The sequence below is a fragment of the Streptomyces sp. NBC_01363 genome (genome assembly GCF_026340595.1).
Taxonomy (GTDB): Bacteria; Actinomycetota; Actinomycetes; order Streptomycetales; family Streptomycetaceae; genus Streptomyces.
This window is the reverse complement of the sequence record NZ_JAPEPF010000002.1, coordinates 136,975-159,532: the sequence shown is the minus strand read 5'-3', so window position 1 is coordinate 159,532 and position 22,558 is coordinate 136,975. Positions and strand designations below refer to the sequence as shown.

Below are 22,558 nucleotides of genomic sequence, written 5' to 3'. Positions count from 1 at the left end.
ACGCCCGCAGGCCGGACGGGACCCTGCGGACACGACCTGACCCGACCCCGAGTGACGGACGACGATGAGTACCCGACTGATCCACCGCCCGGCCAGGACCACCCGGCCGCCGGCCGCCTCCGAGGCGCGCACCATCGAGGCCCCGCCGAACCTGCCCGAGGGCAAGTCGGGCAACATCGCGATGTCGCTGTTGCCCGTCGCCGGTGTGATGTCCTCCGTCGTGATGATGACGGTCGTACGCAACAGTCAGTTCGCCGGACTCGGTGCGATCATCCTCGTCGTCACCGTCATCGGCTCCGTGGCGCTGGTCTTCTCGCAGCGCGGCAAGGCCCAGCGCACCCGCCGTACCCAGCGCGAGGCCTACCTCGCCTATCTGGAGGACCTGCGCGAGGAGCTCTCCGTCGAGGAGCGCCGGCGGGCCGAGCGGGCCGATGTCCTCAATCCGCCGCCGCACGCCCTGTACGACATCGTGCGCGACCCGGCCCGGGTCTGGGAGCGGCGCCGGCTCGACGGCGACTTCCTGCGGGTACGCGTCGGCACGGGTGAGATGCCGGTTCGCGATCTGACGGTCGCCCAGCAGGGCTCGTCCGTCCTCTCGCCGCCCGACACCTTCATGCTCAACGAGGCGTCCGCGCTGATGGACCGCTTCCGTACCGGTACCGAACTCCCGCTCACCGTCCCGCTCGACCGGGTCGGCAACGTCAGTGTCATCGGCCCCCGCGAGGACTGTCTGCGCGTCGCGCGCGCCCTGCTCGTCCAGACCGCCGCCACGCACGCCCCCGACGACGTCGCGATGGCGCTCGCCGTGCCCGGTGACCGGCTGACCGACTGGGAGTGGGCCAAGTGGATGCCTCACCTGCTCGACAGCGAGCAGTTCGACGGTCCGGTCGCCGCGCGCCGGATCGCCCCGTCCGCGCCCCAGCTCGCCCGCCAGATCGGTCCGGAGCTGCGCCGTCGTGCCTCGTACGCGGCCGAGGTGCGGCGTGGTCTGTCCGGCAAGGACGCGCTGTCCATGACGTCCAGGCTGCTCGTCGTCACCGACGGGCACGGCGAGGACGCCGTCGACCTGCCGCGCCCGGACGACGCCGTCGGGCTGCGCGAGATGGGCGTCAGCGTGCTGCACCTGCTCGAACACCGGGTCCAGGAGCCGGGCCACGTCAGTGTCCGGATCACCGTCGACGGCAACGGGGTGGTCATCGAGGACCTGCGCGAGCAGGAGCCGATCAGCGCCCACGGCACCGTGGACGAGGTCGGCATCCCGTTCGCCGAGGGCCTGGCCCGGATGTTGGCGCCGATGCGGCTGTCCGCCGAATCGCTGGTGGACGCCCCGCTGTCCGGGCCCGTCGACTTCGCCGACCTGCTCGGCATCGACGACGTGGCGCAACTCGATCTCTCGCGCCTGTGGGCGCCGCGCGGCGAACGTGCCTTCCTGCGCGTGCCGATCGGCATCAGCGACTCCCACCAGTCGGTGCTCCTGGACCTGAAGGAGTCCTCCGAGCTGGGCATGGGTCCGCACGGGCTGTGTGTCGGGGCCACCGGTTCCGGCAAGTCGGAGCTGCTGCGGACCCTGGTCCTCGCCCTGGTGGCCACGCACCCGCCGGAGGACCTCGCCCTGGTCCTCGTCGACTACAAGGGCGGTGCGACCTTCGCCCCGTTCGCAGATCTGCCGCACGTGGCCGGTGTCATCACCAACCTGGAGAACCAGGCGGGCCTCGTCGAGCGGGTGCACGCCTCGCTCGCCGGTGAGGTCAAGCGCCGCCAGCAGGTGCTCAAGGACGCGGGCAATGTCGCCGACATCGGTGACTACGCGGCGCTGCGCGCGGACCGGCGGCCCGATCTGGATCCGCTGCCTCATCTGTTCGTCGTGATCGACGAGTTCGGTGAACTCCTCACCGCGAAGCCGGACTTCATCGACCTGTTCCTGTCCATCGGCCGTATCGGCCGCTCCATCGGTGTGCACCTGCTGCTGTCCAGCCAGCGCATCGAGGGCGGCAAGCTGAAGGGCCTGGACACCTATCTCTCGTACCGGCTCGGTCTGCGTACCTTCTCCGCCGACGAGTCGCGCACGGTCCTGGACACCACGGACGCCTTCCATCTGCCGCCGTTGCCCGGGTTCGGCTACCTCAAGGTCGACACCAGCCACTACGAGCGCTTCAAGGCGAGCTACGTCTCGGGCGCGTACCGGGGCCCGGTGCAGCGTACGCAGGAGGAGGACGCGGGTCCGCTCGCCCTGGAGTACGAGGCCTTCAACACCCTGGCCGAGCCCGTGAGTTCGGGCGAGGAGCCGAAGGTGCGGCGCCGGGAGACCGGGCCGACCGAGATGGGCGTCATCGTCGACCAGCTGCGGGAGGCCGCCGGTCCGGTGCGCCGCATCTGGCTGCCGCCGCTGCCCGACGCCGTCGCCCTGGACAAGGTCGCGGGGCCGCTGGACGTGGGCCCGCGCGGGATGCAGCTGGCCAAGCGGCGCGGTCCGCTCCAGGTGCCGCTCGGCCTGCTCGACGACCCGACCAAGCAGTGGCAGGGCCAGTGGTACCTGGACCTCACGGTGGCGGGCGGTCACGCCGCCATCATCGGCGGTCCGCAGGCGGGCAAGACGACGATGCTGCGCACGCTCGCGCTCGCCATCGCGCTGACCCACACTCCGCAGGAGGTCGGCGTCTACGGCCTCGACCTGGTCGGTGGCGGTCTCCAGGCCGTGTCGGGGCTGCCGCACGTCGGCGGCGTCGCCGGCCGTGCGGACCGGGAGCGCGCGGGGCGCACCGTCGAGGAGGTGCGGGGGATGCTCGCGGTCCGCGAGGAGCTCTTCCGCGAGCACGGCATCGACTCCGTGGAGCAGCTGCGTTCGCTGCACGCGGCGGGCCGGCTGCCCCAGCTGGCCTCGGCCGAGATCGTGCTGATCATCGACGGTTTCGGTGCGCTGCGCGACGACTTCGACGAGCTGGACGATGCCGTCGTCGACATCCTCAAGCGCGGTGGCGGCTACGGCATCCATGTCGTCGCGGGCATGCTCCGCTGGAACGACGTACGCATCGCCACCCAGTCGAACTTCGGCACCCGGGTCGAGCTGCGGCTGAACGACCCCAGCGAGTCCAGCATCGACCGCAAGCTCGCGCAGACCCTGTCGCCCGACGAGCCGGGCCGCATCCTCACCGACGGCAAGCTCTTCGCGCAGGTCGCGCTGCCGCGCACGGACGGTCTCGCGGACGTCTCGGACCTGGGCGCGGTCCTGGAGCACACCGCCCGCACGATCCGCGCCACCTGGAGCGGCGAGGTCGCCCAGCCGGTGCGGATCCTGCCGCACATCCTGGAGCCGCACCTGCTGCCGGGCCCGGTCGCCGAGCCCAAGCGGGTGCCGATCGGCCTGGACCAGACGGCGCTCGCACCCGCCGTGCTCGACCTGTTCCACCACGACCAGCATCTGCTGATCATGGGCGACAGCGAGTGCGGCAAGACGAACCTGCTGAAGACCGTCGCCGGTGGGCTGATCGAGCGCTACGGCGAGGAGGAACTGGTCTTCGCCGTCATGGACCCGCGGCGCGGTCTGCGCGGCGCGATCCCGGAGGAGTTCCGCGGCGGCTACGCGTACAACCCCAAGATGTGCGCGGGCCTGGCCGCCGGTATCGCCGGCGAGCTGGAGAAGCGGCTGCCCGACGACCGGGCGGACACCGAGGACCTGGAGCCCGGCAGTTGGGGCAGCGGTCCGCGGATCGTGATCCTGGTCGACGACTACGACGTGCTGACCACGGCCGGCCAGTCGCCGCTCGACCCGTTCCTGCCGTACATCCCGTCCGCCGTCGACATCGGGCTCCACTTCGTGCTGACGCGCCGGGTCGCGGGCGCCTCCCGCGGCATGTACGACCCGCTGATGCTGGGCCTGCGCGAGTCGGGGGCCTCGGCGCTCCTGATGTCGGGCGACCGCAGCGAGGGCCAGCTGTTCCCCGGTGTGTACGCGGCCCAGCAGCCGCCGGGGCGCGGTGTGTTCATCCGCAGGGGCCAGCCCAACCGTCTGATCCAGACCGTGTACACCGCGGAGTGACGCGCCCGGGAGCGGTCCCGCGTCCGCGGGCCGCTCCCCACCGCACATCCGCACCCCGGACGAAGAAGGAACGGCCGACCACATGACCAAGGACGTCATCGCCCTCACCACGCGCATGCCCGACCCGCTGACCGTGCTCGCGGGTCTGCTCGCGGGCGGTCCGGACAAGCTGGTGGGGACGACGGGCGAGGATGCCGTCGTGCAGCTCTGCGACGATCAGGGCCGACCGCTCGTCTCCATCGAGGCGCCGGTGCTGGTGCAGGTCGCGGGCGAGGCCGAGCGGCTGCTCGGGGCCACGGCGCCCCCGGTCCCGTTCTGGTGGACGGAGGCCCGCGCCACCACCGGTGTCGAGGAGGCCGAGCTGCTCGCGGGCACCTTCGCGGCCCGGATCGCGACGCTGGCCGGGGGCTCCGCCTGGCCGCCGGAGGCCGCGCGTTCGCTGGCGGTGGTGAAGACCGAGGGGGTGAGCGTCGCGCCCACGCCCGCCGCCGCGCAGCCCGCCGTCGACGCGCTCACCGACAAGGTGGCCGTCATCATCCAGGACCGTCCGGTGATCGCCATGACGGCCTGGCTCTCGGACGCGTTCCGGGCCGCGGCCAATGCCGAGCTGGGGCTCCAGATCGTCACCTCGCCGGGTGCCGTGCTCTCCCCCGCCGTACGCAACAGCCTGAGCGGCTGGCCGTCGCGCTGGGTGGTGCAGGACGAGAAGGACGGCTACTACGACGGTCTGTCCGGTGCCGTACTGCGCTGGCAGAACGGCATGTTCGCGACGGTCGAGTCGGCCGACGCCACCCCCGAGGACCCGCGCACGCCGGTGGCCGCCTCGTACCAGGAGGTCGCGAACACCGGTGAGCGTCAGCTGGCCATCTCGTTCCGCACGGTCCACCCGGCGGACGACCGGCTGGTGCTGGGCGGTTCCCTGGAGTCGGTGTGGCAGGAGCTGACGGGGCAGGCTCCGGCGGGGTGGGGCACCGCCGAGCCCGCCAACCTGCCGTGGTCGCTGCGTCGGCTGACCGATGTCGCCTTCGACCGGGCGCCCGCGCCGACCTGGCTCGTGGTGGTCGGCGGCCCGGACCGGCCGGGCCTGGCCACGGTCCGCATCAGCCGTACGAAGGCGGGTGTGGAGGAGGACGTCACGCTGGCGTTCGGCTACGGCCCCGGCGAGGAACTTCCGCTGGACGCCCTGCCCCGGGTGGCGGAGGTGCTCGCCACCCGTCATCACCTCCAGTCGATGCTGGTCCAACTCCGCAAGGCCCGCCGGGACCTGGCCGTACCGCCGCGTTTCGAGGGGCCGGGGGTCCCGCTGGCCTTCGTGCTCGGCGCGGAGGAGGTGCGCGAGATGCCCGGCGACCGCGCCCGGCGCACCCCGCTCTCCGAGCCGCCGGTCCAGCTCGGTCCGAGGTCCCGTCCGGCGCTGTACTACCCGCTGCCGGGTGACCCTTCGGACCTGTCGGGCTGGCAGGACTTCGAGCGGCTGATGCGGCATCTGAAGGGCGCCTGAGCGGAACGACATGCCGACGGCCCCGTCCCGGGAAACCGGGCCGGGGCCGTCGGCATGCCCGGGGCGGCGTGAAATCGACGGTGCGGGCGCCTGGGCGGACGTCTGTGCCGCCGACCGACGATCACCACAAGAGGTCATTAACTGCTCAGAGACGTTCACTCGTTTCCTGACGATCAAGCACTTTCGGTCACAAACAGCTTCCCTCCCACCCCCACACCGGGTTGACTGGGAGTCACGCATGGTGATGCCGCCGTCCTGCACCAAGGGCGATTGCCACCGCGGACCCGCGGGCCCGCGCCCGGTGCCCCGAACCCCCGGCGGAGGAGAGTGAGCAGGAATGACTGCCTCGTCTCGCACGGTGAGCCTCTGGCCAGGGTCGGTGGGTGCGGGCGGCCCGTCCCTCGATGCGCACCCGGCGCCGACATATGAGTCCGTCCGGATACCCGTTCGTATCGTTCATCCGAATCGTTTCGACGAGGGGCACCAATGAGCCAGATCGCGCTGCCAGCGTTTCATATGCCGTTCCAGAGCACCGGATGCAATCCCGGCATCGAGAAGACCCGGGAGGCCGCGTGGGAATGGGCCGGATCCAACGATCTCGTGCTCTCCCCGGTGGCCCGCAAGAAGATGATCCGGACCAGGCCCGAACTCTGGATCTCCCTCATATTCCCCACTGCCTCGCAGCAACATCTCGATCTCTTCTGCCAGTGGCTCTTCTGGGCCTTTCTCGTCGACGACGAGTTCGACGACGGCCCCGCCGGACGTGATCCGCGCATGTGCGAGGCGGCGATCGACCAGCTGGTCACCGTCCTCGACGGCGGCCCGCCGCGCGGCGCCATGGAGCGGGCGCTCGTGGGGCTGCGCGCCCGGACGTACCGGGACCGGTCGGCGCGCTGGATCAGGCAGTTCCGGCGGGACACGGTCGCCTGGCTGTGGACCTACTACGCCGAGGCCGTGGAGCGGGCCGCCGGGCAGGCGCCGAGCCGCACCGAATTCGTGAAGCACCGCCGGGATTCGGTGGCCATGCAGCCCTTCCTGGATCTGCACGAGATCACCGCCGGGATCGACCTTCCGGAATCGGCCAGGAGCCTTCCCGCGTACATCGCGCTGCGCAATGCCGTGACCGATCATTCGGGTCTCTGCAACGACATCTGCTCCTTCGAGAAGGAGGCCCTGCTCGGATACGAGCACAATGCGGTGCGCCTCATCCAGCGTGATCGCGGATGCACGCTCCAGGAGGCCGTGGACGAGGCCGGGGCACAGCTCGGGGAGATCGCGGAGCGGGTGCAGCGCGCCGAGAAGGAACTGATCGAGGAAATCGACGCGGCCGGTATCCAGGGCCCCACCCGGGCCGCGCTGGAGCGGTGCGTGCAGGACTACCGCGGGCTGGTCCGGGGCGACTTCGACTACCACGCCCGCGCGGAGCGCTACACCCGTCCCGATCTCGTCGAGGTCGACGAACGGGAGTCCCTGTCGGAGCACTTCGCGGCTTGACCCGTCATCAGTACAGCGCGGGAGCCGACGACCGGAGGCCCGTCGAACGGCCTCCGGTCCCGCGCGGCACGCGCGGTCAGGTCCGGCCCAAGTCGCCGTCCAGCGCAGCCCGTTCGTCGTCGGCGCCCATCAACGGCAGCGCCCTCAGGGCCAGTGCCCACCCCAGCCGGACCTCGCCCGACTCGGCGGAACGGCCGGTGAGTTCGGCGATCCGGCCGATCCGGTTGAGGACGGTGTTGCGGTGGCAGTAGAGCAGCTCGGCCGCCCGCGCCGCCGAGCAGCCCTGGTCGAGCCAGATCCGGAGGGTGCCGAGCAGCACCTCCCGTTCGGCCGCCGCTTCCAGGACACCGCCCAGCCGCGTGGTGACGATGCGCTCGGCGATCTCCGGCCGGCCGACGAGGAGCACCTCCGCGAGCCGGTCGTCGAAGGCCGCCGCCTCGCCGCTCCCGGCGGGCAGCGTGCGCAGCGCCTGCTCGGCCAGCCGCAGGGCCCTGCCCGCCTGGGCGAGCCGGTCGAACTCCGGTGAGACGCCCGCGGTGGCGCCGGTGCGGTGCCGCAGCAGGTCGAGCAGGACGGCGGACTCCCCTGCGGCCAGCCGCACGATGCCCGCGTACCGGCCCGACCGGGGCCGCCAGAAGGACCAGATGCCGTGGTCGTCGAGAACGGGTGCGGGGTTGGGCGGTGCGGCCGGGTCCTGGGCGGCGACGACGATGACGTAGCGGTCGTGGACCGGGACGCCCAGCGCCGCGGAGGCCGCCGCCGCGACCGCCGGATCGCCGCCGCGCCCGTCGAGCAGGGCCTCGAAGAGGGCGACGCGGCGGGTGTCCTGCCGGCCCTGCATCTCCAGCTGGGTCAGCCGGTACGACTCCGCCATCACCAGCGAGTAGCGGTCGATGGTCTCCCACACGGCGCCCGCCATGTCGAGTTCGGTGTCCGGGTCGCCCGCGGCCGGTCCCACGGCCTCCGGTGTCCCGCGCGTCGCCCGCAGATGCTCGGCCATCATCTGCCACATCACCCGGCCACCGCGCCGGTAGGCCTGGAGCACGGTGTCCAGCGGTACGTCCTGCTCCGCGCGCCGCCGCCCCGTCTCGCGCGCCGCATGCTCGAAGCCGCCCCCGCTGGACGGGAGCCCGCCGAAGTCCTCCAGCGCGCGCAGCAGGTTGTCGCGGCATATCTCCCACAGATCGTCCCGGCTGACGGGCGAGCCGGAGGCGTACGTACCGCTGTGCGCGTGGATGTCGTCGACGACCCGCCGGGTCAGTTCGTCGATCCCCGGCAGGAGCGCGACGGCCAGGGCACGGCGCAGCTCCCCGTCGTCGCCGCTGCCGGTGCGGGAGCGGTCCGCGCGGGGCCCGTCGTTGCGGGGGCCGTCGGTTCGAGGGGCTCGGGCACTCGGATTCTGCGCCATGACCGAAGGCTAAGGGCTGTCCCGTAGCGCCCGCGTGTTAGGCGGATGCCTTGTCGCGTACCGCTGCGAGTGGCTGCTGCCCAGGTGGGTGGCGCTCATGGTGGGCAACCGCACATTGTGCGGAGACGGGGGCACGGCCGATTCTGAGCAGGAGCAGCCGTGTGAACGCCATGTTTCCCTGGAGCGTGTCATGTTTCTCAGCGTCGCAACCGTCCTGGGCGAGTCGGCCCGCAGGCATCCCGGCCGCGTCGCCGTGGTCGATTCGGGCACCCGGATCGACTACCGCGAGCTGTGGGCGGGGGCCCTGCGCTGTGCGGGCGCGCTGCGGGCCTCCGATGTCCGGCCGGGCGACCGGGTCGCGGTGCTGCTGCCCAATTCGGCGGACTTCCTGTACGCGTACTACGGCGCGCTCGCCGCCGGGGCGACGGTGGTGCCGGTGCACGGGCTGCTGGTGGCCGAAGAGGTGGCGTACGTGCTGCGGCACAGCGGTTCCGTCGCGCTGATCGGCGGCGGTCCGATGTGGCCGGTCGCGGAGGAGGCGGCGCGCGCCGCGGGTGTCCGGGCCGTGCACGGCGTACCGACGGGCGGCGAGCCACTGCTCGCACCGGAGCCGGCGGCCCCGGAGGACATCGCGGTGATCCTGTACACCAGCGGCACGACCGGGCGGCCCAAGGGTGCGCTGCTCACCCACCTCAACATCGTGATGAACGCCTCCGTGATCGCCCACGACCTGCTGGGTCTGGGCGTCGACGACGTGGTCCTCGGCTGTCTGCCTCTGTTCCACACCTACGGGCAGACCTGCGCGATGAACGCGACGCTCCGGTCCGGCGCGACGCTCGTCCTCATGCCGCGCTTCAGCGGCGCGGGCGCGCTGGAGCTGCTGGCCGCCGAAGGGGTGAGCGTCTTCATGGGCGTACCGACGATGTACCACGCCCTCGTCGAGGCGGCGGCGCAGGACGCCGCGACGCGCCGTCTCACCCTGCGCGCCGCCGTCTCGGGCGGCGCGGCCCTCCCCGTCGCCGTGCTCGAACGCTTCGAGGCCACCTTCGCGACGCAGGTCCTGGAGGGCTACGGGCTGACCGAGACCTCCCCGGTCGCCACCTTCAACCAGCCCGAGTTCGGCCGGCGCCCCGGCACGGTCGGCCACCCGGTGTGGGGCGTGGAGGTCGGTGTGGCGGACGCGGCGGTGGAGGACGCCGTGGTGCTGCTCCCGGACGGCGAGGTCGGCGAGGTCGTGGTGCGCGGCCACAACGTGTTCGCCGGGTATCTCGACGATCCGGCGGCGACGGCCGCGGCCGTGGTCGACGGCTGGTTCCGCACCGGGGATCTCGGGGTCCGGGACGAGGACGGCTTCCTGAGCATCGTCGACCGGAAGAAGGACCTGGTCATCCGGGGCGGCTTCAACATCTACCCGCGTGAGGTCGAGGAGGTGCTGGTGCGCCACCCGGCAGTCTCCGAGGTCGCGGTGATCGGCGTGCCCGACGAGGCGCGCGGCGAGGAGATCTGCGCGGTCGTCGTCCTGCGCGCCGGAGCGGAGGCGGTGACGGAGAAGGAGCTGATCGACTGGTCCAGGGAGCGGCTCGGGCGGCACAAGTACCCGCGGATCGTGCGGTTCACCGAGACACTGCCGCTGGGACCGACCGGCAAGGTCCTCAAACGCGCCCTGACGGCGGCCTCCTGATCCCGCCCGATCGCCCCCACCGGGCCGGTCCGGGTCGACGCGGCCCCGGACCGGGTACATATCGGGTCACCGTCCGCGAATCGCGCCGCAGAAGGGCTGAACCTCATGACAGCCGTACCCCTTCCGATACCCGGAACGTCGCCTCGGGTCAGTACGGCCCACGGGGCGGTGCGCGGCACGCTGGAGCAGGGTGTCGCCGTCTTCCGGGGCATCCCGTACGCCGCCGCGCCGGTCGGCCCCCGGCGCTTCCGGGCTCCCGAGCCGCCCGAGCCCTGGGAAGGGGTGCGGGACGCGGTGGCGTTCGGGCCGACCGCACCCAAACGGCCGTACTCCCCGCCGCTGGACCGGCTGCTGCCCGACCCCGATGTGGCGGGCGAGGGCTGCCTCAACCTCAATGTGTGGACACCGTCCCCGGCCCGCACCGGGCTGCCGGTGCTCGTCTGGATCCACGGCGGCTCGCTGCTGCACGGTTCGTCGTCCGTTCCGCTGTACGACGGGACCGCGTTCGCCCGTGACGGTGTGGTCCTGGTGTCGGTCAACTACCGGCTCGGCATCGAGGGCTTCGGGGTGCTCCCGGACGCGCCCGCGAACCTGGGGCTGCTCGACCAGATCGCGGCGCTGACCTGGGTGCGGGACAACATCGCGGCGTTCGGCGGCGATCCGGACCTGGTCACGGTGTGCGGCGAGTCGGCGGGGGCGATCAGCATCGGCGCCCTGCTGGCCGCCCCGCGGGCGAGGGGCCTGTTCCGGCGGGCGGTGCTGCAGAGCGGTGCGCCGACCGCGCTGCCGCCGGGCGCGGCCGCCCGCCGCACCACGGAGCTGATCGCCAAGCGGCTCGGGGTCGCGGCGACGGCCGAGGCACTGGCCGCGGTGGATCCGGCCGCACTGCTGGCCGCGCAGACCGAGGTGACGTCCGGCGGCTCCCCGCTGACCGGCGGGAACTCCTTCCAGATCGTGGTGGACGGCGATCTGCTGCCCCGCGATCCGCTCGAAGCACTGCTGGACGGTGCCGCGTCCGACATCGATCTGCTGATGGGCTCGACCAGCGAGGAGTACCGGCTCTGGTTCGTACCCAGCGGTCTGACGGAGCGGCTGTCCGCGTTCAAGCTCAGGCTGGCCCTGCTGAAGTTCAAGGTGCCCGGCGCCACGGCGCGTACGTACCGCGCGAACCGGCCGGACGCCACGCCGGGCGAGCTGCTCGGGGCGCTCGCCACCGATCTGCTGCTGCGTGTCCCGCTGAACCGGGTCGCCGACGCCCACGCCGGTGCCCCGGGAAGCACTCATCTCTACGAGTTCGGCTGGCCGTCCCCGGTGCTGCGGCTGGGTGCCTGTCACGCGCTGGAGATCGGTTTCGTCTTCGACACGCTGGACCGGCCCGACGCGGTGGCGCTGACCGGTGAGGACGCCCCGCAGGAGCTGGCCGACGCGATGCACGCGGCGTGGGTGTCGTTCGCGGTGTCCGGCGACCCCGGCTGGCCGGGCTGGGACGCCTCGCGCCCGGTGATGGGCTTCGGCCCCGGGAAGCCCGCCGTGCTGCGGGCCCCGCGCGACGAGGAGCTGCGCGGCTGGGCGCCGTACCGGAAGAAGTCCTGACGGCACCGCCGACGGCGGCCCCCGGCCCGCGGGCCGGGGGTCCTCCGGGGGTCAGCCCTTGTTCTGCGCCGCCCAGAACTCGTCGAACGTGAGCAGCCCGTCGCCGTTGGCGTCGTGCGAGTTGATGACGGCCTGGGCCACCGTCTCGGTGACGTAGGGGTCGCCGAGCTGAGCCATCACGCTCTTGTACTCGGCGGCCGAGATCAGCCCGTCGCCGTTCAGATCGAACCGCTCGAATGCCTTGCGCGCCGACTCTATGTCCGCCACAGTTCTGCCCCTTCGTAATACCTGATCAATGGCTGATCAGTGCCTGACCGATGCCTGGCCAATGCCTGACTGACGGGGGTCAGATTAACGGTCGCGACCGATGGCGTTCGCGGCGGCCGGTCGTCGATCATGGATGGGAGGTCCGCCGCCCGGCGGACCACGGCCCGGACCGGGGAGCGGAACGCCCATGGATGACGCACTGGCACGGATTCTGGCAGCCGCGGCGCAGGGGCGGTTTCCCCCGCCGGACGGTTCGACGACCGTGGTGGGGCAGCCCGGTGCCCGGGACGCGGGAGTGCTGGCGTTCACCGCGCACTCGGTGGTCTTCACCGCCGAGGACCCCGGCTGGGTGCGGTCCGTGCTGGCCGGCACCCCCGGCGACGCGCTCGCCGCGACGATGAATCCGCACTTCCTGGGCGCGCTGCTGTCCCGGACCGGCCGGCACATGAACACCATCGATCTGCTGACGGTCGCGGACGCGCTGCCCGGCGAACCGGAGATCGCGCTGCGGGAGATCGAGGACCCGGAGCATCCGCGGGTGGCACGGGCGATGAAGTACCGCGACGAGGTGCGGGTCTGGTCCGCCGACGGCGGGGTGGTGATCCTCGGCCGGGGCGTCGCGGGGCGCTGGGAGACCGCGATCGAGGTGGCCGAGGAGGCGCGCGGCCGGCGGCTCGGCGAACGGCTGGCGCGGGCTGCCCGGCATCTGGTGCCGGACGCGGTGGTGTGGGCCCAGCAGTCGCCGGGGAACGCCCGCAGTGTGCGGACGTTCCAGGCGGCGGGCTACCGGCCGGTGGGCTCGGAGGCCCTGCTGATCGCGGGGTGAGCGGTCGACAGGGCCGTGGTGGGGTGTGGTCGGGCGGTCAGCGGAAGACGCCGGTGTGGCCGAGCGAGTAGCGGCCCGGCTGCGGGTAGACGGCGAGTCCGTGCGGGCCGCTGCCCACCGGGATGCGGGCGAGCTGTTTGCCGGTGGCGGTGTCGATCGCGTAGACCTCGGCGTTGTAACGTCCGCTCAGCCAGAGGACCTTGCCGTCCGCCGAGACCCCGCCCATGTCGGGGCTGCCGCCGCCGGGCAGACGCCATTTCTTCACCAGCTCGCGCCGTGCGAAGTCGAAGACGGAGATGGAGCCCTCGCCGCGGTTGGAGATGTACATCTCCTTGGAGTCGCGGCTGACGTAGAGGCCGTGGGCACCCTTGCCGGTGCGCAGCAGCTTCGGGGTGGTGAACTTCTTCCCGTCCAGCACCCAGATCCCGTCGGCGATCATGTCCGCGATGTAGAACGTCCCGCCGTCGGGCGACAGCTTCACGTCCTGCGGCATCGCGCCTTTGAGCGGCAGCTTCTGCTGGCCGACGACCTTCATCCCGGCCGTGTCGACCTTGAGGAGCTCGCCGGAGAACTCGCAGGAGACGATGAAGTACCGGCCGTCGGTGGAGAAGTCGGCGTGATTGACGCCCGCGCAGTCGACCGGGAGGGTCTTGGCCGTCTTCATGGTGTGGGCGTCGCGGAAGACCAGTTGACGGTCCATCGAGGCCATCACCACGGCGTATTTGCCGTCCGGGGTGAAGTAGAGGTTGTACGGGTCGGAGACCGGCACCGTGGGACCGGTCTTCCCGGTGGCCGGGTCGATGGCCGTGAGGCTGTCACCGATGTCGTTGTTGACCCAGAGGGTCTTCAGGTCCCAGGACGGGACGACGTGCTGCGGCTGGCGGCCGACCTTGATGGTCTTGATGACCTTGTACGTCGCGGGGTCGATCACGGACACGGTGTCGGAGTTGGTGTTGGGGACGTACACCCGGGACGGGAAGTCCTTGACGACCGGTGAGAGTTTTCCCCGGTCTGCCGCGTAGACGTCCTTGGTGTCGAGCACCGGAGGCATCCCGGGGAGCCCCGGCGGTGCGACGTGGTCGGGCTCGGCGGGCCGGGCGGCCTCGCTGCCGACGGCCTGGACGTTCGTCTTCTCGGCGGGGGTGCCGCAGCCGGTGAGTACGGCCAGCAGGACACCCCCGAGCAGGGCCGCGGTGTGTTTGGTGGAGGGAGACATCAGGTCAGCAGCTCCGTGGTCGTCACCGCGCGCAGTTGGCGGCGGTCGATTTCGGTGAGGAGGAGGGGCAGCGCGGCGACCGTGTCCGCGTAGCCGAAGTGCAGGCTCACCACCGATCCGTTGCGGATCTCCCCGGCCACCTTGCGGGTCACGGCCGCGGCGCCGGGAGAGGTGAAGTCGAGGGAGTCCACGTCGTACGAGAGGACGTGCGGGTAGCCCGCCCTGGCGGCCAGCCGCTGGACGAGCGGGGTGGCGTACCGGGTTCGCGAGGGCCGGAACCAGGTGCCGATGGAGCCGGTGAGCCTGCGCAGCCGCTGGGCGCAGCCGTCGATCTCCGCGTACGCCTCGGTCTCGCCCATCGAGGAGATGTCGACGTGGTGCTGGGTGTGGTTGCCGAGTTCGTGGCCGCCGTCGAGGATGCGCCGGGCCATCCCGGGGTGTTCGTCGAGCCAGCTGCCGACGGCGAGGACGGTGACCCGGACGTGGGCCCGTTCGGCCTCGGCGAGCACGGTGCGGGCGATGGCGGGGTCGCCCTGGCCGTGGAAGGTGAGGGCGACGCGGGCGTGGTCACGGGGGCCGTGGTCGATCTGGACCGGCTGTCCGGGGAAGCGGCGCGGTCCGGGCGCGGGCTGCGGGGACGGGGGCCGGGTGGTCGCGCCGACGGGGTTGTTCGGGCTCACCGCGTCCGTGACGGTCCCGGCCGGTGTGCCGGCGGCGTCGTGGTCCGCGCATCCGGCGGCGAGGACACCGGCGAGGGCGGCCCCTGCTCCCGTGCGCAGGGCGCTGCGGCGGTGCACCGGAGTGTCGGAGGCGTTCATGTACAGACACAGTAGGGGTGAAATGAGAAGAAAATAACAATTTAGGCATATGGGCGAAGCGAATGAATCACTCGCTGAATCCCATAAATATTCACACTTTTGCAGGCAAGTGACCCATCACACCTGCGATTCACCCCAGGAATGTCCCGTTATGGGATTGATGCACCGATTGCACCTTTGGCGGAGAGGTCGCCCGTCTGCCATAGTCGGTGACACGACCGCATGACCCGAGCCCGGTCGTCACAAGCGGCCGTGAACACACCCCCCATTTCACGGCCCCCACACAGCAGCCCCCGAAGCGCCGCACCACGGCGGACCGGGGGCTGCTGTGGTTCCGGGCACGGCCCGCCGGGTCAGCGGTCGGAGATCCGCATCTCGAACCAGGTGGTCTTGCCGCGCGGCAGCAGATCCACACCCCAGCGATCGGAGAGCTTGTCGACGAGGAAGAGGCCCCGTCCGCTGATGTCCATCTCCTGAACGGGCATCAGACAGGGCAGCCCGCGCGAGGGGTCGCGCACCTCGATCCTGATCCAGCCGCGACGGCGCAGCATCCGCAGCCCGAAGACCCGGGCACCGGTGTGCCGCACCGCGTTGCCGACGAGCTCCGAGACGAGCAGCACGGCGTACTCGGCGGTCTGCGGGCAGAGCGCCCACTGACGGAGCACCACGCACGAGGTGAGCCGCCGGGCGGTGGCCGCCGACTCCGGACGGGAGGGCAGCCGGACTTCACCCTCCGTCGGATTTCCGAACAACTCCAGCGCCTTGAACGCCTGTTCGTCCTCGACGGCCGACATCCAGCGCGCCGCTGCCGCACCGCTGTGCGGTCGCGGCTGTTCCACACCCTCCAAGCCCGCCATGGGCACCATCATGGCCGCAAGACAGGCACGCCGGGGCCGTTCCGACGGAATCCGCACCCCGGAATACGGCGCTCCAACGAGGTCGGTAGGCATATGCCACTGGCAGGATGCGCCCCGCTGCAACCCCTCTGACCTGCACGGATACCCCGCCCGAACGAGGTCTGCGGGCCTGTCGGCGAGCTGGGCCTCAAGGTTCACTTGAGGCCCACCTAATCCGCCCGCACGGATGAACCCGCGTCAGTCCGTGCCCAACTGGCGGTCGGTCAGAGGAATTTGGCCTTGCCCGGACCCTCTTCCACAAAGCTGCGCATTCCGCGCTCCCGGTCCTCGGTGGCGAACAGTCCGGCGAACCAGTTCCGCTCGATCGTGAGCCCGGTGTCGATGTCCGTCTCCAGACCGGCATCGATGGATTCCTTGGCGGCGCGCAGCGCGAGAGCCGGCCCCTTCGCCAGCGCGGCGGCCCAGGCGTGCGCCTGCTCGTACACCTCGGCGGCGGGCACCACACGGTCCACCAGACCGATCGTCAGGGCCTCTTCGGCCCTGACATGGCGGCCGGTGAAGATCAGGTCCTTGGCCTTGGAGGGGCCGATCAGCCGGGCCAGGCGCTGGGTGCCGCCCGCACCCGGGATCAGCCCGAGCAGGATCTCGGGCTGGCCCAGCTTGGCGTTGTCGGCGGCGATGCGGAAGTCGGCGCAGAGCGCCAGCTCGCAGCCGCCGCCCAGCGCGTAGCCGGTGACGGCGGCGACGACGGGCTTGGGGATCCGGGCCACCGCGGTGAACGAGTCCTGCAGCGCCTTGGACCGTACGACCATCGCCGTGTGGTCCATCGCCTGCATCTCCTTGATGTCCGCGCCCGCCGCGAACACCTTCTCGCCGCCGTAGAGGACCACGGCCCGCACGTCGTCGCGCCGGGTCGCCTCCTCGGCGAGTTCACGCAGCCGGTCCTGGGTGGCGACGTCCAGGGCGTTCATGGGCGGACGGTCCAGCAGGATCGTGCCGACGCCGTCGCGTACTTCGAGGTTTGCGGTCATGGGAGGCAGGTTAACTGTGGTTAACGACGGCGGGCCCGGTGCTGTTGGTCACAGCACCGGGCCCGCTCCGTGTTCCTTGCGCGAAGAACTACTTGGTCCACTCCGACCAGGACATGTTCCAGCCGTTGAGGCCGTTGTCCGGCTGGATCGTGCTGTCGTGCGAGTTCTTCACGACCACGACGTCGCCGATGAGCGAGTTGTCGAAGAGCCAGGCCGCCGAGGTCTTCTTGCTCCAGGCGCCGCGCACGTCCTGCAGACCGACGCAGCCGTGGCTGGTGTTGGTCGAACCGAAGATACTGGAGGCGCCCCAGTAGTTGCCGTGGATGAAGGTGCCCGAGGTGGACAGACGCATCGCGTGCGGCACGTCCTTGATGTCGTACTCGCCGCCGAAGCCGACGGTGTCACCGTTCATCCGGGTCACCTTGAGCTTCTCGCTGATGACCATCTGGCCGTTGTACGTGGTGGTCGCCGGGGCGCCCGCCGAGATCGGGATGTCCTTGATCTGCTGACCGTCACGGACGACCTTCATCCGGTGCGTGCTCGCGTCGACCGTGCTGACCTGCTTGCGGCCGATGGTGAAGGAGATCGTCTTGGCCTGCTTGCCGTAGACACCGGGGCGTCCCTCGACGCCGTCGAGGTTGAGCTTCACGGTCACCTTGGTGCCCGCGGCCCAGTACTCCTCGGGGCGGAAGTCCAGTCGGTCGTTGCCGAACCAGTGGCCCTCGACCGGTACGGACGGCTCGGCCGTCACCTTGATCGCGTTCTCGACCGCGTCCGGGTCGGTGATGCCGCGGGTGAAGTGGATCGAGACGGGCATCCCGACGCCGACCGTGGAGCCGTCCTCGGGGGCGTACTGCCCGATGAAGGTGTTCTGCGGGACCAGCGTGGTGAAGCTGGTGTCCTTCGCCGACTCACGGCCCTTCGAGTCCTTGGCGATCGCGTGGACCTTGTACTTGGTCGCCGCGGCCAGATGCTGGTCCGGCGCCCAGCTCGCGCCGTCCGCCGCGATCTTCCCCTCGACCTCGGCGCCCTTGGGGTCGGAGACCTTGACCGTGGTCAGCTTCCCCTGGTCGGCCGAGACCTTCAGCGCCCCGCTGGTCGCGACGGAGTCCGCGCCGTCCTTGGGCGCGACGGTCACCACGGCCTGCGAGGCGGAGTTGTCGTCGACCTTCCCCCCGCCCTTGCCGTTGCCGGCGTCGTCTCCCCCGCCGCACGCCGTCACCAGCAACAGCAGCGCACCCAGTACCAGAGCCAGCAGTCCGGTGGACCCTCGCCCGCCCCGTACGCCGTTCGCCCCGGCCGATGTCCCCGATATCGGCTGCCCGTTCAATGTGGTCGTCTCCCCTCACACGGCCTGGCCCCGCCAAGGCCCCGGGAGCCCGAAGGCTCCCTCCCCCGCGCGCTGCACATGCACGCTCAGCGAAAGATAATCACACCGACCATGGGGAATTGACCCCCTGGATGTCACCGTTCAGTCCCAAGTTGTCCCGGGACTTCACGGAGTGGCGCGGGACGTGCCGGGCCGGGGCGGTCCGACGGGGCCTCAGCGGAGGGCGGAGCCGGCCTTCCACCGGGTCCAGCCCAGGTTCCAGCCGCCGAGCCCGTTGTCCGGTGCGACCTGCTTGTCCGCGGACTTGACGACCTCGACCACATCGCCGATGAGCGTCCGGTCGAAGAACCGGCCGGCCGGGGTGTCGCTGCTGCCGCCCTGTACGTCCTCCAGCCCGACACAGCCGTGGCTGACGTTGTCCGAGCCGAAGACGTCCTCGTCCGACCAGTAGTTGCCGTGCAGGAAGGTACCGGAATCGGTGAGCCGGAGGGCGTGCGGGACGTCCTTGATGTCGTACTCGCCGCCGAAGCCGACCGTTCGGCCGTCCATCCGGGTCACTTCGTGCATCTCGCTGACCACCATCTTCCCGTTGTACGTGGCCGTTCCCGCGGAGCCTGCCGTGATCGGGAAGGTCGAGACCAGCTTGCCGTCGCGGCGCACCTCCATGGTGTGCGCGGCCGCGTCGACCAGGGACGTCTGGGAGCGGCCCACCTCGAAGGCGATCTTCTTGTCCTGGGTGCCGTAGACGAGCGGCGCACCCTCCACGTCGCGCAGCGCCATCTCGACGGTCACCTCGGTGCCCGGCTTCCAGTAGGCGGCGGGGCGGAAGTCGAGGCGCTTCCCGCCGAACCAGTGCCCCACCACCTCGATCGGCGGAACGGCCGTCACCCGGATGGCCTTCTGCACGGCCGCGCGGTTGCTGACCGGCCGGTTGAAGTCGAAGGAGACGATCATCCCGGTGCCGACCGTGGACCGGTTCTCCGGTCTGAAGTAGCCGATGAAGCGGTGTTCGGGCACGGCCGTGGTGAAGGTGGTGTGGCGGGCCGATCGCTTCCCCGAGCCGTCCACGGCCACCGCGTCCACGCTGTACTTGGCGGCGAGCCTGAGCCGGTCCGCGCCCGCCCGGGGCGCCCAGGACCGGCCGTCGTCCGCGATCCGGCCCGGCACCTTCTGGCTCTGCGCGTCCTCGATCCGTGCCACCTCGACGCTCTCCAGCCGGCCGTCGGGGACCTTCACCCCGATCCGGTCGTCCGGATGGATGTTCTTCGCCCCGTTCCGCGGGGTGACCTGGATCGCGTCCTGCGGCGGGCCCGCCTTCCCGCTGAAGATCGATCCGGCGCCGGTGCAGCCGGTCAGTACGGCCAGTACGACGAGCAGTCCTGCCCATGTCAGCACGGTGGCCGGGTTCGCCACCGCTCTCTTCGCTACGTGGTTCACGTCCCCCCAACGACGGGGGCCGGTCGGGGGAAACGTGAGTGCGTGCGCCGGGGTGGGCAGAAACAGGGGGGAGGACCACACTCGGGGAGCCGCGGCCGGGACGCCGTGCGCTCCTTTTCGTGCCGGTCCACACGAGCCGCGGGAGGCGAACAGGTGTCGAGCGCAGCCGAGCAGGAGGCAGTGCAGGAGACGGGAGTGCCGGGGCCGCCACCGGCCGTGTGGCCCGGCGCCCCGACGCCGCTCGGGGCCCGCTTCCGGGTGGGGCCCGACGGGGTCGCGGGCACCAATTTCGCACTCTGGGCGGGCGGTTCGGAGGCCGTCGAGCTCTGTCTCTTCGACGAGGACGGCACCGAGCGGCGCCTCGTGCTGACCGAGCTGACCCATGAGATCCGGCACGGCTTCGTGCCGGGCGTGCGGCCGGGGCAGCGCTACGGCTACCGGGTGCACGGTCGCTGGGACCCCTGGACGGGAGCCCGCTGGAACCCGTCGAAACTGCTCCTCGATCCGTACGCACGGGCGGTGGACGGCTCGTTCACGCTTCCGGCCGAGGTGTACGGCCATGTGAGGGACTGGCCGCAGCAGCAGGTCGCCGACACCGTCCGCGACGAACGGGACTCCGCTCCGTACGTCCCCAAAGGTGTCGTGGTCCAGGACGAGGACGACTGGGCCGAGGACCGCCGGCCCAAGACCCCGTGGGCGGACTCCGTCATCTACGAACTGCATGTGCGCGGCTTCACCAAGCTGCACCCCGAGATCCCCGAGGAACTGCGGGGCACGTACGCGGGTCTCGCCCATCCGGCGGCCATCGGACATCTGCTGCGGCTCGGGGTGACGGCGGTGGAGCTGCTGCCGGTGCATCAGTTCGCCCACGAGGACCATCTGCTCCGTCGCGGGCTGCACAACTACTGGGGCTACAACTCCATCGGCTACTTCGCCCCGCACGCCGGCTACTCGGCGAGCGGCAGCGCGGGCCGGCAGGTCGGCGAGTTCAAGCGGATGGTGCGGGCCCTGCACGACGCCGGGATCGAGGTGATCCTCGACGTGGTCTACAACCACACGGCGGAGGCGGGCGAGCTCGGTCCGATGCTGTCGCTGCGCGGCATCGACAACCGCGGCTACTACCGCCTCCAGTCCGACGCCCGCAGATACGCGGACTACACCGGCTGCGGCAACACCCTGCACGTGGTCCAGCCGCAGGTGCTGCGGCTGATCACGGACTCGCTGCGCTACTGGGTGACGGAGATGGGCGTCGACGGTTTCCGCTTCGACCTGGCGGCGGCGCTGGCCCGCTCCATGCACGACGTGGACATGCTCTCGCCGTTCCTCGCGGTGATCGCCCAGGACCCGGTGCTGCGCCGGGTGAAGCTGATCGCCGAGCCGTGGGACATCGGCAACGGCGGCTACCAGGTGGGCGCCTTCCCGCCGCTGTGGACCGAGTGGAACGACCGCTACCGGGACGCCGTACGGGACTTCTGGCGCGGCGCCCTGCCCGACGTACGGGATCTCGGCTACCGGCTCACCGGCTCCAGCGACCTCTACGCGTGGGGCGGCCGACGCCCGTACGCCTCGGTCAACTTCGTCACCGCGCACGACGGCTTCACCCTGCGCGACCTCGTCAGCTACGAACAGAAGCACAACGAGGCCAACGGCGAGGACAACCGGGACGGCACCTCGGACAACCGGGCCTGGAACTGCGGCGCCGAGGGCGAGAGCGAGGACCCCGGGATCAACGCCCTGCGCCGCCGCCAGCTGCGCAATCTGCTGACCACGCTGCTGCTGTCGACGGGCGTGCCGATGCTGGTCGCGGGCGACGAGATGGGCCGTACGCAGGGCGGCAACAACAACGCGTACTGCCAGGACAACGAGATCGGCTGGCTGGACTGGTCACTGCTCGAACAGCCCGGATGGCGGGAGCTGACCGAGCTGACCGCGCGGGTGCTGCGGCTGCGCCACACCCATCCGGTGCTGCGCCGCCGGGCCTTCTTCTCCGGGCTGCCGCAGGCGGCGGACGGGCTGCGGGACCTGGCGTGGTTCACCCCGCGGGGTACGGAGATGACGGAGGGCGACTGGTACGCACCGGCCGCCACGGTCGGGCTGTATCTCTCCGGGCGCGACATCCCCGGCCGGGACGCGCGCGGCGAACAGATCACGGACGACAGCTTCCTGGCGATCCTGCACGCCGATCACCGGCCCTCCGCCTTCCGGCTCCCGGGTCCGCCGTGGGCGCAGAGCTACGAGCTGGTCCTGGACACCTCTCGGGAGGACCAGTCCACGGCCCCCGGCACCGTCCACCCGGGCGACGGGACGCTGACCGTGCCGGCCAGGTCGGTGCTGCTGCTGCGCGTCACGGAGTGAGCGGGGGTGCGGGGGTGTCGGGGGTGCGGGGTGCGGACGGGGTCAGCCGAGGATGCCCCGGTCGTAGCCGATCGCGACGGCGGCGGCCCGGTCCTTGGCGCCCAGCTTGGCGAAGACATGGGTGAGATGGGTCTTCACGGTGGCCTCGCTGATGAACAGCTCGGCGGCGATCTCCCGGTTCGACGTGCCCTTCGCGACGAGTTCGAGCACCTCGCGCTCGCGGCCCGACAGCGATTCGCTGCCCGCCGCCGGGGTGCGCACCCGTGAGATGAGCCGGGAGGCGACGGCGGGCGAGAGCACGGTGCGGCCGTCGGCGGCGGCGCGGACGGCGGTGAACAGCTCGTCGCGGGGCGCGTCCTTGAGCAGATAGCCGGTCGCCCCGGCCTCGATCGCGGGCAGGGTGTCGGAGTCGGTGTCGTACGTGGTGAGGACCAGCACCTTGGACCGGGCGCCGCGCCCGGCCAGTTCGGCGATGGCGGCGACTCCGCCGCCGCCCGGCATCCGCAGGTCCATCAGGACGACGTCGGGGTCAAGCCGGACCACCAGGTCGACCCCCTCCACCCCGTTCGACGCCTCCCCGAGGACCTCGAAGTCCGGGGCCGAGTCGAACATGCCGCGCAGACCGTCCCGTACGACGGGGTGGTCGTCGACGACGACGAGCGTGATGACGCGTGCGGATTCCTGAGCCATGGCAGGCCAACCGTACTG

Annotated in this window: 16 protein-coding genes; 7 read left to right on the top strand and 9 right to left on the bottom strand. The window is 71.3% G+C overall.

Annotated features, from left to right (window positions below; all coding sequences use genetic code 11):
* Window positions 1–64 precede the first annotated feature (64 nt).
* From eccCa to OG611_RS28820, 3 genes are all read left to right on the top strand, one after another.
* Window positions 65–4,036 carry a type VII secretion protein EccCa gene (gene eccCa / locus OG611_RS28830; RefSeq protein ID WP_266426764.1) on the top strand — a complete coding sequence of 1,324 codons (3,972 nt, stop codon included), beginning with the start codon at window positions 65–67 and terminating at the stop codon, window positions 4,034–4,036.
* A gap of 82 nt (window positions 4,037–4,118) precedes the next feature.
* Entirely contained in the window at window positions 4,119–5,537 is a 1,419-nt protein-coding gene (locus OG611_RS28825) for a DUF6177 family protein (protein WP_266426761.1), read from the top strand.
* Between the two features lie 516 nt (window positions 5,538–6,053).
* Window positions 6,054–7,031 carry a terpene synthase family protein gene (locus OG611_RS28820; RefSeq protein WP_266431286.1) on the top strand — a complete coding sequence of 326 codons (978 nt, stop codon included), beginning with the start codon at window positions 6,054–6,056 and terminating at the stop codon, window positions 7,029–7,031.
* 76 nt (window positions 7,032–7,107) lie between these two features.
* On the opposite strand, the gene OG611_RS28815 is transcribed toward OG611_RS28820, so the two are convergent.
* Window positions 7,108–8,439, bottom strand: coding sequence for a CdaR family transcriptional regulator (locus tag OG611_RS28815; protein ID WP_266426758.1), 1,332 nt, complete (start codon window positions 8,437–8,439; stop codon window positions 7,108–7,110).
* Between the two features lie 190 nt (window positions 8,440–8,629).
* On the opposite strand from OG611_RS28815, the gene OG611_RS28810 reads away from it, so the two are divergent.
* Window positions 8,630–10,120, top strand: coding sequence for a long-chain fatty acid--CoA ligase (locus OG611_RS28810; protein ID WP_266426755.1), 1,491 nt, complete (start codon window positions 8,630–8,632; stop codon window positions 10,118–10,120).
* 105 nt (window positions 10,121–10,225) lie between these two features.
* Entirely contained in the window at window positions 10,226–11,713 is a 1,488-nt protein-coding gene (locus OG611_RS28805; RefSeq protein ID WP_266426752.1) for a carboxylesterase/lipase family protein, read from the top strand.
* Between the two features lie 51 nt (window positions 11,714–11,764).
* Here OG611_RS28805 and OG611_RS28800 read toward each other — a convergent pair whose 3' ends face one another.
* Window positions 11,765–11,980, bottom strand: a complete 216-nt coding sequence (locus tag OG611_RS28800; RefSeq protein ID WP_266426749.1) for an EF-hand domain-containing protein — start codon at window positions 11,978–11,980, stop codon at window positions 11,765–11,767.
* Window positions 11,981–12,167: 187 nt separating this feature from the next.
* On the opposite strand from OG611_RS28800, the gene OG611_RS28795 reads away from it, so the two are divergent.
* Window positions 12,168–12,806, top strand: coding sequence for a GNAT family N-acetyltransferase (locus OG611_RS28795; RefSeq protein ID WP_266426746.1), 639 nt, complete (start codon window positions 12,168–12,170; stop codon window positions 12,804–12,806).
* 37 nt (window positions 12,807–12,843) lie between these two features.
* On the opposite strand, the gene OG611_RS28790 is transcribed toward OG611_RS28795, so the two are convergent.
* The 6 genes from OG611_RS28790 to OG611_RS28765 form a co-directional block, all read right to left on the bottom strand.
* A complete protein-coding gene (locus tag OG611_RS28790; RefSeq protein ID WP_266426743.1) occupies window positions 12,844–14,022 on the bottom strand; it encodes a YncE family protein in 1,179 nt (392 codons plus the stop codon).
* Window positions 14,022–14,840: a polysaccharide deacetylase family protein gene (locus OG611_RS28785; protein WP_266426741.1), complete on the bottom strand. Its 819-nt coding sequence runs from the start codon at window positions 14,838–14,840 to the stop codon at window positions 14,022–14,024. Before OG611_RS28785 ends, OG611_RS28790 begins: the two co-directional genes overlap by 1 nt.
* 353 nt (window positions 14,841–15,193) lie before the next feature.
* A complete protein-coding gene (locus tag OG611_RS28780; protein WP_266426738.1) occupies window positions 15,194–15,709 on the bottom strand; it encodes an ATP-binding protein in 516 nt (171 codons plus the stop codon).
* A gap of 251 nt (window positions 15,710–15,960) precedes the next feature.
* On the bottom strand, window positions 15,961–16,728 hold the full coding sequence (locus OG611_RS28775) for an enoyl-CoA hydratase/isomerase family protein (protein WP_266426736.1): 768 nt from the start codon (window positions 16,726–16,728) through the stop codon (window positions 15,961–15,963).
* A gap of 88 nt (window positions 16,729–16,816) precedes the next feature.
* Window positions 16,817–18,058, bottom strand: a complete 1,242-nt coding sequence (locus tag OG611_RS28770; protein WP_266426733.1) for an Ig-like domain-containing protein — start codon at window positions 18,056–18,058, stop codon at window positions 16,817–16,819.
* Between the two features lie 213 nt (window positions 18,059–18,271).
* Window positions 18,272–19,495, bottom strand: coding sequence for an Ig-like domain-containing protein (locus OG611_RS28765; protein ID WP_266426730.1), 1,224 nt, complete (start codon window positions 19,493–19,495; stop codon window positions 18,272–18,274).
* Between the two features lie 153 nt (window positions 19,496–19,648).
* Between OG611_RS28765 and glgX the strand changes: the two genes are divergently transcribed.
* Entirely contained in the window at window positions 19,649–21,850 is a 2,202-nt protein-coding gene (glgX, locus tag OG611_RS28760; RefSeq protein ID WP_266426728.1) for a glycogen debranching protein GlgX, read from the top strand.
* Between the two features lie 42 nt (window positions 21,851–21,892).
* On the opposite strand, the gene OG611_RS28755 is transcribed toward glgX, so the two are convergent.
* Window positions 21,893–22,540 carry a response regulator transcription factor gene (locus OG611_RS28755; RefSeq protein ID WP_266426725.1) on the bottom strand — a complete coding sequence of 216 codons (648 nt, stop codon included), beginning with the start codon at window positions 22,538–22,540 and terminating at the stop codon, window positions 21,893–21,895.
* Window positions 22,541–22,558 lie beyond the last annotated feature (18 nt).

What these genes read in the sequence shown, in the direction of transcription:
- eccCa (WP_266426764.1), top strand. Translation starts at nt 65, where the DNA reads ATGAGTACCCGACTGATCCACCGCCCGGCCAGGACCACCCGGCCGCCG.
- OG611_RS28825 (WP_266426761.1), top strand. Translation starts at nt 4,119, where the DNA reads ATGACCAAGGACGTCATCGCCCTCACCACGCGCATGCCCGACCCGCTG.
- OG611_RS28820 (WP_266431286.1), top strand. Translation starts at nt 6,054, where the DNA reads ATGCCGTTCCAGAGCACCGGATGCAATCCCGGCATCGAGAAGACCCGG.
- OG611_RS28815 (WP_266426758.1), bottom strand. Translation starts at nt 8,439, where the DNA reads ATGGCGCAGAATCCGAGTGCCCGAGCCCCTCGAACCGACGGCCCCCGC.
- OG611_RS28810 (WP_266426755.1), top strand. Translation starts at nt 8,630, where the DNA reads ATGTTTCTCAGCGTCGCAACCGTCCTGGGCGAGTCGGCCCGCAGGCAT.
- OG611_RS28805 (WP_266426752.1), top strand. Translation starts at nt 10,226, where the DNA reads ATGACAGCCGTACCCCTTCCGATACCCGGAACGTCGCCTCGGGTCAGT.
- OG611_RS28795 (WP_266426746.1), top strand. Translation starts at nt 12,168, where the DNA reads ATGGATGACGCACTGGCACGGATTCTGGCAGCCGCGGCGCAGGGGCGG.
- OG611_RS28790 (WP_266426743.1), bottom strand. Translation starts at nt 14,022, where the DNA reads ATGTCTCCCTCCACCAAACACACCGCGGCCCTGCTCGGGGGTGTCCTG.
- OG611_RS28785 (WP_266426741.1), bottom strand. Translation starts at nt 14,840, where the DNA reads ATGAACGCCTCCGACACTCCGGTGCACCGCCGCAGCGCCCTGCGCACG.
- OG611_RS28780 (WP_266426738.1), bottom strand. Translation starts at nt 15,709, where the DNA reads ATGATGGTGCCCATGGCGGGCTTGGAGGGTGTGGAACAGCCGCGACCG.
- OG611_RS28775 (WP_266426736.1), bottom strand. Translation starts at nt 16,728, where the DNA reads ATGACCGCAAACCTCGAAGTACGCGACGGCGTCGGCACGATCCTGCTG.
- OG611_RS28755 (WP_266426725.1), bottom strand. Translation starts at nt 22,540, where the DNA reads ATGGCTCAGGAATCCGCACGCGTCATCACGCTCGTCGTCGTCGACGAC.